Raw genomic sequence first — 12,216 nt, forward strand, 5'->3', positions numbered from 1 at the left:
GTCGCCTGCACATCAGTAAGAAATTCCACCGGCACCCGGTGGACGGTAGCCACCCGTCATCCGAGCCCACTGGACTTCCAGAGAAACCTGTCACCGTATCCCGGAACTGTGTTAAACGACCAAGATCAATCTCAGCGCCAACCACGGTTCGATTGATCCCCTAGGCCGGACCTGGAGACCACGTTCGCCGCATTCGCGACCATGAACTGCGCCAGGCCACTACCGAGAGCAGGGCGCCTCCTGGCTCGCCAAGCGCCGTCTGGACGCCTGACCGAGCAGGGCATCGCCGAACTCGCCGCCACCGGCGCAGATGTCCTCGGAGCATCGGCCTCGTCTCAGGTCAGATCTGTGCGAGGGTGGATGGTCCAGTGGTTGGTTCGTAGGACTCGTCCGGCGAAGGTGACGTCCTGCTCGCCCAGGGACCTGAAACCGAGGGAGCGGCAGATACCGTTCGAGGCGGCGTTCGCTGTCGCCGGAAATGCGTGTATGAGCCCCCACCGGCCGTCGTCGCGGGCCAGCTCGAGCAGCATGCGGACGCCCTGCTTGCCGAATCCCCGCCCCTGAAACTCCGGCAGTACCATCCAGCCGATCTCGGAGATGTGTTCGACGTCGGTGTCGTGGGGCCACAAGGTCACGGTTCCCGCGACCACGTCCGGTTCGGCTTCATCGGGCACGATCATCTTTATCCAGTCCGTGCCGGACCCCGCCCGTTGAACATCACGCCGGACCTTCGACTCCATGCCCTCGCGAGGCAACGGGCCACCGAGATCGACCATCATGGCGGGATCGCATCGCATCCGAACATAGGCGTCGACGTCACCGTACTCAACATCACGTAGCAGCATCTGTGTTGCTCCTCTGCCCTGCTGATCTCTTGCTACTCCCGCGATCATTCCAAAAGGACCGTTGGAGGTGGACGTCATGGCCGGCGGCGGCTGATCGACGACGACGGTGATGTCGGATCTTGAGACATCGGGGAACCGGGCGAGCATGCGGCTGGACAGGTGCTGCCGGGCCTGGTTGCGCCAGTCGCCATGTTCATGTCTCCGCCGGTAGGGGTCCACAAGTTTCGGGAGATGCGGTCAGGGCAGCGAGCGCCTGGTCAGCAGGGAGCGTCCGGGAGATCTGCCCGGGGCAGCCGGCCAGTTCGTCGGCGAAGCCGACCAGCAGTGCGCCGCCGTCGACAGGGGTCACGCTGTGTACCCGGTAGGGGAAGCGCAGGGCGCGGCGAATCCGGGTGTGGGTGTGCAGGTCGCGCGCACGGTGGCATCGTCGCCGCCGGTGAGGCGACGACGCGGTCGCCGAGCGTGGTGACGGCCAGGTCGGCGATCCGGCGGCAGTGGGTTCAGCGGCTCGCCATGCTCCCGGCCTGTCGTGAGGTCCCAGACCCACCCGAAGCGGGCCGCCTCCAGGGACAGCAGCTGGGCCCGGCCCACGCCGTCGGCCCGGCTGAGCCGCCGGGCCACCGAGCGGTACACGGTCGCCGTGCGCCGCTCGTCCTCGCCGACGGGCGACGGTGCCGTAGGCAGTACCTCGCCCGGATCGGCGCCGACCAGGAAGTCCATGTCGGTCCACATCACCCGCTGTCCCTCCCGCCGTCCGCTCAAACCCGCAGGTTGCGCCGCGCCCGGGCGGGCTTGCGACCTGTCTCGGCGTCCACCGCGAGCACGGTGCCGGCGTGCGTGCCCACGTAGACGACTCCGTCGGCGTAGACGGGGCCGGTGCCGCGGCCATCCAGTGCGTGCCGCCACAGGACCACGCCGGCGCTCAGGCTGATCTTGAACAGGCCGCGCCCGTACTTGGTGCCGACGATCCACCCGGACGAGCCGCAGATCGCCGGGGACGAGGCGCCGTATCGGTTCGGCAGGTGCCAGAGGAGCCCGCCGTCGTTGCCGTCCACCGCGTACACGCCGCCGTGACTGTCGCCGGCGAAGACCACGCCTTCGGTCAGCGCCGGGGTGTTGTCGACCACACCGGCCGCCTGTACGCCCCACAACTGCTCACCGGTGGCGGCGTCGTAGGCGTACAGCTGACCGGCGCCGGTGCCCGCGCAGACGATGCCGTGCGCGACGCTCGGGGTGCAGCAGCTCAACTGGCTCGCGGTGGAGCCCTGGTGCCACAGCTCCTCGCCGCTCACCGCGTCGAAGGCGGTCAACTGGGCCCGCGCGCCCTGCACGTAGACCCGGCCGTCGGCGACCGCCGCTGCGGCGGCCGACCCGTCGGGCAACCGCCGCTCCCAGCGCTCCTCGCCGGTCGCCGCGTCCAGCGCGCGGATCCGGGAGGCATCGCGCAGGAGGTTGGCCGGGTGGTGGACGACGTAGAGCAGGCCGTCGGCGACCACCGGCGCCCCCGAGTGGCCCACCCGCTGCCGCCAGCGCTCCTGCCCGTCCGCGGCGCCGACCGCGTGCAGCACGCCGGACTCGCCGACGACATACACCGTCCCGTCGGCGACCGCCGGCGTCTGCTTCAGGGCACCGACCGCGTCGAAGGACCAACGCGCCGCGCCCGTCACCGCGTCCAGCGCGTAGCAGCGGCCGTCGGCGCAGTCGACGTACACGGTGCCCGCGCAGACGACCGGCGCGGCGACGACCGCGTCCGGCAGCCGCACGCTCCATGCCTGGAAACCGGACGGCAGCGTGCCCTTCGGATAGACGCCGGTGTGGGCCGGGCCACCGCGGACCATGGCGGACGGTCCGCCGCCGGGCCCGGCCGCCGACTGTGCTCCGGTGGAGGGAACGGCGTCCGATACGGCCGCGCGAACGGTGTCCCTCCTCTCACCCCCGGCATTGCCGGGAACCTTCTCCGCCCCCGCACGGCCGTCGCCGTCGCCGTCGCCAGGGACTGCGTCCGCCACCTCGCCCCACAACCCCGGATCCATCACCTCCACCAGGTCGACCAGTGAGCGCAGTTCGGTCAGGATCGCGTGGGCGTCGTCCCTCCCCCGGCGCGGGCCCGGAGGCTGCGCGTAGAAGAGGTAGCCGCCGTCCACCTGCCACTCCAGCCAGCGGCGGTCGTCGGTGAACTCGCGCACGGCCGGGGTGAGCAGCCGTGCCGCCGTCTCCGGGTCCACGCACTCCACGACATGGATGGCGTCGTAGGCCGGGTCGCCGATCTCGTACAGATGGCGGTCCGGACGCTCGGCGACGAGCCGCTTCAGCAGTGGCACCATCGTGTCCACGACCAGCGAGTGCCGGCTCACCGCGACCAGCGGCAGCACGGCCGGCAGTTGGACGAGGTATACGGTGCGGGCTGCCGAGGGGTCGTCGGTGACACAGTCGAAGACGCTGAACCAATGGCTGTCCAGGGTGCCGCTCACGGCGTCCACTGCCATCGCCTTCTCGGTATCGACGCCGAGCGCCCCCGCGCACAACTGCAGGCGTTCGGGATGCCAGTCCGTGTACGTCCACCGGTGTTCCTTCGCCAGGCGACGCCGCGCCGCGCTGCGTTCCCGCTGATCCTTTTTCCTTGACATGCCCTACCCCCTCCAGTCGCCCGGGGAGCCTACCTCGGCCCCAACTCCCCTCGTGGCAAAGGTCTGGTGTCCTCGGCCCGGGGGCGGCCGCGCCGGTCGTGGTCGTCGTCCACGGTGGTTACGGTCCAGTGGTCGAAGTCGTAGACGACGGATTCGCCATCGACCGAGGCCGTGAACGTCGAGCCCCGCTTGTCCTGCTGCAGCCACGGGGTGTCAAACAGCTTGTATGCGTCGTAGGCGACCGGTGTGCCGTTCACGAGATGAGTGGCGCCGGGTGCCTGGGACGCGGAGTCGAAGGTGATGTCTAGGTCGTCTCCGCTCAGGCTGTGGTACACGAGCCGCGGGTTCGTATCGTCGAGGTGGCTCACGTCCATTGCCGTGGCACTGGTGAGAGCTCTCGCGAACGCGTCGAGGTCGGCGTACGTGGACGCATCCGCCGATTCCAGCACCCAGGCGTTGCTGTCGGCCTGGCTGCGCAGAATGTCATAGCTGTAGCTGAGGGTGGCGGTCGGGTGGTTCTGCGCCGTCGTCTTCACCTTGTTCGCGGGGTCGTTCGGTGTTTGGTGGTACCAGGTCCCGGGCTTCGCCAACTTGTACGCGAAGTACATCCGTCCCGTGTCGGCGATCGTCCATCCGTCGACCTCGCGCCGTTCCCGGATCGAACCGTTCGCGGGGAACAGCGCGTTGATGTAGTTCGAGGTTTGGTCGCCCGACGACTTGTAGACGCCCACGGCCGTGGGGCCGTTCTGCATCACCCGCTGATTGGCCGGCTGGTCGTAGGCGCCGATCGGAGCGTTGCCCTGGTCGACCGACAGCCGGAACAGCGGATTCGCGGCGTCGGACTGCCAGCGGAGCACGACCGGCAGATCCTCGATCCAGTTGTCGACCCGACGGTACTGGACCTCGGTGGCGAGGCCCCAGGTGGGTCGCACGTAGCTCGTGCGGTAGACGTCCATCGCGTGGCCGCTGGAGTTCTGGAGGTTCGCCTTGTGCGCGGTGTAGGACTTGTCGGTCTTCCGGCCGATCTCCACCGCCGGCTCCGGCGGCGTGTACTTCGTCCCCGGCCAGGCCGCGAGACCGGCGTACTCGAGGTTCGGACGGTACGCCGAGGGCGCCGGGTTGTCGGATTCGCCGACACCCTGCTGTGCGCGGTGGGCGCCGAAGTACGTCCAGGCGAGCACCGAGTGGTCCGCGGGCCGCCAGGTCGGATCGTTGACGGAGGACAGGTCGCCCTTGGCGCGGCTCTCCGACGAGATCATGTAGCCGTCGATCCAGTCGTTCGCCCACTCGAACCACATCACGTCCATCGCCATCTTCACCCGCCGGCGCAACTGGGCGTCGTCGGCCCACTGATAGACGGCATTGAGGCAGAAGTACGTCATGAAGGTGTACTCGGGGCTCTGGTACTCCGCCCATCCGCCGCGCACGCCCGCGTTCACCATCTCGAGGATGTTCGCCTTGTTGGTGGCCTTCAGCTGGGCCCCGGAGTTGCCGTTCAGGTCGGCGAGGTCGGGGAAGTACTGGCCGACGAGGTATCCGGTGGCGTAGTTGCTCATCCGCAGGTTCTCGGTCTGCGGGAGCTTCTGGTAGGCGTACGAGGCGAAGTAGCTGCGCACGTGCGCGAGCATGCCCGGGCTGAACTGGTCCCCGACCATGAGGTAGGAGTACATCTTCGCCATGGTCTTGTACTGCTCGTAGTCGTAGTTCTGGAACTGGGTGTCGAGCTTGGCGAGGTTCGTCGTCACGTTCTCGTGGTCGGCGAGTTGCGCGGTGTACTGGGCCACGTTGACGGCGCCGCTCTCCTCCTTCATGGCCTTCGTCTTGTCCCACAGCCACTGCGTCCGGGTCTTTTGGGTGCCGGGGTAGGGGGCGGGCGACTCGGGCACGTACGGGCCGGTCGATGTCTTGAGCGGCGCGCTCAGCGCACTGATGTTGCCGCTCGCGTCCCTGGCCCGCACCGTGAAGTCGTAACGCGTGACCGGCATCAGGCCGGTGACGACGGCCGAGGTGGTGGTGCCGCTGACGGAGGCGACCTGGTAGCCGTCGCGGAAGACGTCGTACCCGGTCACTCCGAGGTTGTCGGTCGAGGCGGTCCAGCCGAGCGAGACGCTGCCGGACGTCACGCCGGCGGTCAGCCGGGTCGGGGCGGTGGGCGGCTCCGTGTCGGTGATGCCCCCGGCCACCTCGTAGACGCCGAGATTGTCGACGGTGATCGCCTCGTCGGTGCCGCCGGTGTCGACGCGCACCGAAAAGCCCAGCTCCACCGTGGAGATGAGCCGCTGCCCGCCGTTCGGCACAATCGTGAAGCGGTACGCGGGGAGGGCGGTGTCGTCGACCTGCGACAGGTGGCCGGAGGTGCCGGTGTACGCGGGGGTGGTGGTGACGCTCACCGCCGGCACCGGGAACCGCGGCACGAGATTGTTGTCGAAGTTGCCGAACTGGATCTGTGCGTAGATGTCCTTGGCGACGGGCTTGTCACTGGCCGCGCTCCGCGCCAGGTCGTACCGGAGGACGAACTGCCGGGCGGGGCTGCCGACCGGCTCGCTGTAGACGGCGTTGATGCGGTCCTTCAGCGCCCCGGTGGACCAGCGGTGGTAGAAGTAGCTGGAGAGATTGCTGCCCTGGGAGGCGTCGCGGAGTTCGAGGGCGTTGTCACCGTCGACCTGCACGATCTGCTGAGTGCCTCCCGATGTCTGGCCGGCCATGGTCAGCGGGCTCTTGCCGCTGTCGAATCCGGTGTCCAGGTCCGCGGCGAGCAGGTTCGTCGGCGGGTCGTCGGCTGCTACGGCGGTGGTGCCTGGTGCCGCCAGAAGCAGGACGACACACACGGCTGTCAGTCTTCGCGTCAGGATGTTCATGGATCATCCTTTCGGGGTGGGTGGGCTACTTGACGGCTCCGGTGACGAGGCCCTTGCTCCAGAACGACTGCAACGACACGAACATGGCGACGACGGGCACGACGGAGACCAGCGCGCCGGTGACGACGGTGGTGTAGCTGACGGGATAGCCCTGGAGCTCGCGCCAGCCGACGAGGCCCACCGTCACGGGCTGGAGCGAGGTGTCGGCGAGCATGAGCGAGGGCAGGAGGAAGTTCGTCCAGATCGCGACGAACTGGAACAGGAAGATCGTGACCATCGCGGGCGCCATGAGCCGCGCGCACATCGCGAAGATGCGCAACTCGCCGGCTCCGTCGATGCGCCCGGACTCGATCAGGGCGTCCGGTATCGAGGACGCGGCGTAGATCCGGCTGAGGTACACGCCGAAGGGGCTGACGATGCTCGGGACGAACACGGCCCAGAAGGTGTTGATGGTCCCCGTGTAGCTGAACACGAGGTAGAGCGGGATGGCGAGCACGGGTGCGGGCAGCAGCACGGCGGCGAGCACCGTGCCGAAGACGGCCTCACGTCCCGGGAACGGGAACTTGGCGAGCGCGTATCCGCACATGGACGCCAGGAGCGTGGAGACGATCCCGCCGCCGACCGCGTACAACAGCGAGTTGAGCAGCCAACGCGAGTAGATACCGCCCTGGGCCTCGAACAGGGTCCGGATGTTGTCGAAGAGGGCGAAGTGCTTTCCGAACCAGAAGCCGTTGCCCGAGAAGATCTCTCCGGTGCCCTTGGTGGCGGAGACGACCAGCCACCACACCGGGAGCAGGAAGTAGACGGCGAAGAGAGTCATGACGGCCAGTACGAACAGGCGCGATGCCGGGTTGACCGTCGTGAGGGCGCCCGCCCGGGAGCGCCGCGGCCTCGGTTCCCCGGCCGCGGACGCGGTTCGGACGGGTGATTGCAGGGTGGCGGTCATCAGTCGACGCTCCTGGCCGATGCGCGGAAGACAAGGACAGACAGCACGCAGATCAGCGCGCCGAGCACCACGGACTGCGCGGCGGCGTAGTTGAAGTCGTTGGCCGACAGGGACCGCAGCGCGGCCATGATCGGTGTGTAGGTGGACGACAGGTTCGGCGCCACGGATTTCATGGTGGCCGGCTCGTTGTACAGCTGGAACGTGCCGATGATGGAGAAGACGAGGGTGAGCAGCAGGGCCGGCCGGATCTGCGGGACCTTGATGAGCAGCGCGGCCTTCCAGCCGGAGCAGCCGTCGAGGGCTGCGGCCTCCATGGTCTCCTCGGGGACCGCCTGCAGGGCCGCGAAGATCAGGATGGTGTTGTAGCCGGTCCATGCCCAGGTCAGGATGTTGGCGATCGAGAAGGGCAGGGCGCCGTCGGTGACGAAGCTGAAGTGGACGCCCATCGACCCGAAGTACCGGGTGATGGGGCTCAGTGAGGGCGCGTACAGGAAGGACCACACCAGACCGGCGATCACACCGGGCAGCCCGTAGGGGATGAAGTAGGCGATCCGGAAGAACCTGCGCCCCTTCGTGGCCGACGAATCGATGAGCAGGGCGAGGAAGAGCGCGATGGCGAGCATCAGGGGCACCTGGATGACGCCGACGAAGGCCACCCGGCCCAGGGACGAGATGAAGTCCGTGTCGTGGAACACCCGGACGTAGTTGTCGAAGCCCGCGAAGACGGACTCGGCTCCGGACAGGCCGAGACCGGAGCGTTTTTCGGCGAAGAAGCTCTGGCCCACGGAGTACCCGGTGGGTACCAGGTAGACGATGACGAAGAGCAGGAGGAACGGCAGGACGAAGGGCGCGGCTCGCCAAAGTTCGCGCAGTCGGCGCCGCCGGATCGTCGAGGAGGACATGGTCACCTCTTCCGTGGAGTGGCGGGTTTGCGGATCCAGCGGGGGCCGCGTCGGCGCACGGCCCCCGCGCGGGGCTACTTGCTCACGGAGAATCCCTGGGACCGCAGTGCCGAGACCGTGCCCTTCTGGGCGCTGTTCAGGGCGTCCTGGAAGGTTCCCTTCTTGGTGTGCACCTTGCCGAGACCGTCACCGAGCGCCGTGGCCGTGGTCGACATGACCGGGCCCCACCGCCAGTCGGGGTTCACCTTGGCCGCCTCCTGACGGAACATCTGATAGATGGGCCGGCCGCCGTAGTAGCTCTGGGGAGCGTCCAGTGCCTTGTTGGCGAGCCCCGACTTGGAGGCCGGGAGGATGGCCGCGGAGGCGATCAGGTTCGACACCGAGCCGGAGTCGGTCGACATCCACAGGGCGAATTCGGTGGCCTCCTTCGGCCTCGGGCAGCCCTTCATCACGGCCGTGGCCGAGCCGCCCGAGTTGCCGACGGCGTCCTGGGTGCCCCACCGGGGCATCGGCGCGACGTCCCACTTGCCCGCGGAGCCTGCGGCGTTGTCCCGGATGAGGGAGGCGGACCAGACCGGGCCGACCTCCGCCCAGACCTTGCCCTTGCTCCACGCGGAGTACAGGGCGGCGTCGAAGGCCGGGTGGGAGGTGACGAGGTCCCGGTCGAAGAGTCCCTGCCAGTAGTCGGCGACCTTGCCGTTCGCCGCGCTGTCGAGCGAGACGGACCAGGCGTCGTTCTTGACGCCGAACCAGGGGGCACCGCCCTGCCAGGCGAATCCGGCGTACAGGTAGGGGTCGATGGGGAGGTTCATGAGGCGGGACGACGGATCGGCGGCCTTCACCGCGGCGGCTGCGGAGGTGAACTCGTCCCAGGTTCGGGGGACTTCGATGTGCGCCTTCTTGAAGAGGTCGGCGCGGTAGAACATCGCCATCGGCGCGGTGTCGACCGGGACTCCGTAGGCCTTGCCGTTGACGCCGACGTTGCCCCACACCCAGTCGGCGAACTCGTTTTTCTGCGGTTCGACGTAGCTGCTGACGTCCTGGAGGACACCGGTGGCGAGGAAGCTCGAGAAAGTCTCGTAGCCGACCTGTGCCAAGCAGGGGGCCTTGCCCGCCTTGGCGGCGGTGAGCATCTTGTCGTAGCCGCCCGCGCCGCCGTCGGTTATCGCCTCGTACTTCACGTGGCTGTCGGGGTGCGACTTGTTCCACAGCTCGACGGACTTCTCGTAACCCTGCGCCCACCCCCAGAAGGTGATTTCGGCCGAGCCGCTGCTGCTCGCTCCGGTACTGCCGCTGCACCCGGAAAGCATGATGCAGGTGGCGGTGATGATGGCCGCTGCGGCGAGTTTCGCCCTGCGCATGACCATGACGTCCTCTCAATTTCTGCTCTGAACAGCGTTGTTCGTGTCATCGAGTGGATCGAGGCCGCCCTCGCGGGCGGCCCTTGGCGTGCCTGACCGGTCTTGCGGGAAAATCTGGTCGGCGTCGAGTTCGTCGCTTCGTTCCCGGTCCCGTGCCGGGCGGGCGGCTGCGAAACCCGGTGGGAGGGGCGCGGCGGACGTACTGGTGCGTGGCCGGGCGCGGACGGGATGTCCCGCCGTGGCCGGCTGACTGCTCGGACTCCGATGCCGGTGGATCGGGCAACGGGCGTTCACCCGAAGGGAGTTCGCGCGTTGTGGGGACTTACCGGAACTGCGGTCGTCCGCGCGGTTCCCGACGGCTCGACGGAAGCGGCTCCCGGAGAGGCACGACTCCCGGGCGCTGACGGGACAGGGGCTCCGGGCTCGTCCGCGGCCACGGCCGTGGCGCTGCTTTCCCGTACGGGCGCGGGGCCCGGATCCTGTCGTCCCATTCGAATGAGGGAATTTGACGACTCGCCCTACGGTGACGGGTCTCGCGCGTCGGCGCACACGGTGTTTCCCTTCCACGACGAGTGGGGGTCGATAGGCGGGATACTTGCATACAAGCATACGGCGTGCAACGATCATTTCGTGAATCCCCCTCAACAACCTCGCATCCCTGAGCAGACATTGGCCGTTCGCGATGCGGGACTGGCCCCGATCACCCGGGACGGGGCGCGGACCCGGACGTCCGACCGCGTCTACGAGGAGTTGGCCGCCGCGATCCGCGAACTCCGGTTCGCTCCGGGAGCCTCCCTGTCCGAGACGGACCTGGCCGGACAACTCCACGTCAGCCGCACACCGGTGCGCGAGGCCCTCGCACGGCTCGTCGACGCGGGCCTCGTGCGCGTCGTGCCGCAGGTCGGCACCCGGGTCGGTCTGATCAGCCTGCGGGACGTCGAAGAGGCCCGCTTCGTCCGCGAGAGCCTGGAGGTCGCGGCCTTCGAAGTGGCGTGCGCCGACCCGACGGTGGACGTCACCGTGCTGCGAGAACTGCTCGATCGTCAGGAGCACAGCTGCCGCACCGAGGACTACGACGCGTTCTTCCTCGCCGACGAGGCGCTGCACTGCGAGATTTTCTCGCTCAGCGGCTATCCCGGTGCGTGGCAGGCTGTGCAGCGGATGAAGCTGCAACTAGACCGGCTCCGCCGGCTGGCCCTGCCCGGCGCCGCCGCGATGCGCGAACTGATCGACGAGCACCGGCTGATCGTGGACGCGCTGGAGAACGCCGACCTGCCCGCTGGTCGCACCCTGATCAGCCGGCACGCCCGGCGCGCTCTGGAACGCGGCCCGGCGCTGCGCGCCGAGTACCCGGGTTTCTTCACCGATTGACCTCGATCCGGACACCCGCCGGACCGCCACCACGGCACGCCCGGGGCGTGGCGTCGTCCGGCCCTTCCCCTACCTGAAGAAAGGCGACGTCATGGAGTTCGAGAACGCGGACGGGCTCGGCCGGCAGCGGGGCGGGCAGGCATGACCATACGGCTCTCCCTCGGCCACATCGACACCTACGACGCCCGCGTCGCGACCTTCGCCCACCAACTCGGGCTCAGCGGCGTCCAGTTCCACACGCCGGACCTGCTGCCGGGAGCCGACGGCTTCTGGAGCCTGCCGGAGCTGCAGGCCCTGCGGAACCGCTGCGACGCCGACGGGCTGACGATCGACGGCATCGAGAACGTCCCCCTCGCCCATTTCTGGAAGATCCAGCGCGGTCTGCCCGGCCGCGACGAGCAGATCGAGAACTACCGGAAGACCATCCGCAACCTCGCCGCCGTCGGGGTCGACGTGCTCGGCTACAACTTCCTCGCCACCTACGTATGGCGCACGGACATGGCGGCGAAGGGCCGCGGCGGCGCCAAGGTCACCGCCTTCGACCTGGCCGACGTCCCGGCGGGCAACGCGCTCGCCGGCTACCGGCTGACCCCCGACCGGAAGCTGGACGAGCCGATCGACGCCGAGCGGATGTGGGCGAACCACCAGTACTTCCTGGACGCCGTACTGCCCGTCGCGGAGGAAGTCGGTGTGCGGCTCGCCCTCCATCCCGACGATCCGCCCACACCACAGCCCCTCGGGGGCATCGCCCGGATCTTCACCTCTCCGGCCGCCATCGCACAGGCCCACGCCCAGGCCGGCGGCAGCCCGTCGTGGGGGTTGAACCTCTGCCTCGGCACCGTGTCGGAAATGGCCGGCGAGCAGAGCATCAACGAAGTCATCGACCTGCTGGGACCGGCCATCTGCTACGTCCACTTCCGGGATGTAAGCGGCACGGTGCCGCGCTTCAGCGAGTGCTTCCTCGGCGAGGGCAACTTCGACCCGGCACGGGTGATCCGCCGGCTCGACGCCTCGGGATTCGACGGCTTTCTGATCGACGATCATGTTCCGGCAATGATCGGTGACTTGGACACCTGGGGCGACACCTCGTCCGAGGCGTACTGCAGCCGGGGCCGGGCGCACGCGATCGGGTATCTGCAAGGCGTCCTGAACGGACTGTCGCTCGACGAGCCGGTCGGCCCACGCACTGTTCCGGCCGACGGCCGGCTGTCGGCATGACCGTGTGAGGCTCGCCCGGCCCGCACGAGGTTCGCCCGGTCGGGCGGCGGGGGCGGGGCGTCCTGCGCCGAGGTCCGGCGCGCGGCTG

At 68.6% G+C, this 12,216-nt stretch carries 9 protein-coding genes; 2 read left to right on the top strand and 7 right to left on the bottom strand.

Features of this window, described 5'->3' with window-relative positions:
- Nucleotides 1–335: 335 nt before the first annotated feature.
- From ACFU8Q_RS07890 to ACFU8Q_RS07920, 7 genes are all read right to left on the bottom strand, one after another.
- A complete protein-coding gene (locus tag ACFU8Q_RS07890; RefSeq protein WP_384449438.1) occupies nucleotides 336–845 on the bottom strand; it encodes a GNAT family N-acetyltransferase in 510 nt (169 codons plus the stop codon).
- A gap of 345 nt (nucleotides 846–1,190) precedes the next feature.
- Complete coding sequence (locus ACFU8Q_RS07895) at nucleotides 1,191–1,607, bottom strand: hypothetical protein (protein WP_384449363.1); 417 nt, start codon at nucleotides 1,605–1,607, stop codon at nucleotides 1,191–1,193.
- Nucleotides 1,604–3,472 (bottom strand): PQQ-binding-like beta-propeller repeat protein, encoded by a 1,869-nt coding sequence (locus ACFU8Q_RS07900; protein WP_384449364.1) that lies wholly within the window; start codon nucleotides 3,470–3,472, stop codon nucleotides 1,604–1,606. Before ACFU8Q_RS07900 ends, ACFU8Q_RS07895 begins: the two co-directional genes overlap by 4 nt.
- Nucleotides 3,473–3,501: 29 nt before the next feature.
- A complete protein-coding gene (locus ACFU8Q_RS07905) occupies nucleotides 3,502–6,330 on the bottom strand; it encodes a fibronectin type III domain-containing protein (RefSeq protein ID WP_384449367.1) in 2,829 nt (942 codons plus the stop codon).
- A gap of 25 nt (nucleotides 6,331–6,355) precedes the next feature.
- Entirely contained in the window at nucleotides 6,356–7,276 is a 921-nt protein-coding gene (locus ACFU8Q_RS07910) for a carbohydrate ABC transporter permease (RefSeq protein ID WP_384449370.1), read from the bottom strand.
- Nucleotides 7,276–8,178, bottom strand: a complete 903-nt coding sequence (locus ACFU8Q_RS07915) for a carbohydrate ABC transporter permease (protein WP_384449373.1) — start codon at nucleotides 8,176–8,178, stop codon at nucleotides 7,276–7,278. The genes ACFU8Q_RS07910 and ACFU8Q_RS07915 overlap by 1 nt, the downstream gene beginning before the upstream one ends.
- 74 nt (nucleotides 8,179–8,252) lie before the next feature.
- Nucleotides 8,253–9,539: an extracellular solute-binding protein gene (locus ACFU8Q_RS07920; protein WP_384449376.1), complete on the bottom strand. Its 1,287-nt coding sequence runs from the start codon at nucleotides 9,537–9,539 to the stop codon at nucleotides 8,253–8,255.
- A 630-nt stretch (nucleotides 9,540–10,169) separates the two neighbouring features.
- On the opposite strand from ACFU8Q_RS07920, the gene ACFU8Q_RS07925 reads away from it, so the two are divergent.
- Together ACFU8Q_RS07925 and ACFU8Q_RS07930 are read left to right on the top strand one after the other, a co-directional pair.
- Entirely contained in the window at nucleotides 10,170–10,910 is a 741-nt protein-coding gene (locus tag ACFU8Q_RS07925) for a GntR family transcriptional regulator (RefSeq protein WP_384449379.1), read from the top strand.
- Nucleotides 10,911–11,051: 141 nt separating this feature from the next.
- Entirely contained in the window at nucleotides 11,052–12,128 is a 1,077-nt protein-coding gene (locus ACFU8Q_RS07930) for a mannonate dehydratase (RefSeq protein WP_384449382.1), read from the top strand.
- Nucleotides 12,129–12,216 lie beyond the last annotated feature (88 nt).

It is taken from the genome of Streptomyces sp. NPDC057543, assembly GCF_042801895.1.
GTDB lineage: Bacteria > Actinomycetota > Actinomycetes > Streptomycetales > Streptomycetaceae > Streptomyces.

Excerpts from the sequence above, each read along its gene's own strand:
- ACFU8Q_RS07890 (WP_384449438.1), bottom strand. The coding sequence starts at position 845 with ATGCTGCTACGTGATGTTGAGTACGGTGACGTCGACGCCTATGTTCGG.
- ACFU8Q_RS07900 (WP_384449364.1), bottom strand. The coding sequence starts at position 3,472 with ATGTCAAGGAAAAAGGATCAGCGGGAACGCAGCGCGGCGCGGCGTCGC.
- ACFU8Q_RS07905 (WP_384449367.1), bottom strand. The coding sequence starts at position 6,330 with ATGAACATCCTGACGCGAAGACTGACAGCCGTGTGTGTCGTCCTGCTT.
- ACFU8Q_RS07910 (WP_384449370.1), bottom strand. The coding sequence starts at position 7,276 with ATGACCGCCACCCTGCAATCACCCGTCCGAACCGCGTCCGCGGCCGGG.
- ACFU8Q_RS07915 (WP_384449373.1), bottom strand. The coding sequence starts at position 8,178 with ATGTCCTCCTCGACGATCCGGCGGCGCCGACTGCGCGAACTTTGGCGA.
- ACFU8Q_RS07920 (WP_384449376.1), bottom strand. The coding sequence starts at position 9,539 with ATGCGCAGGGCGAAACTCGCCGCAGCGGCCATCATCACCGCCACCTGC.
- ACFU8Q_RS07930 (WP_384449382.1), top strand. The coding sequence starts at position 11,052 with ATGACCATACGGCTCTCCCTCGGCCACATCGACACCTACGACGCCCGC.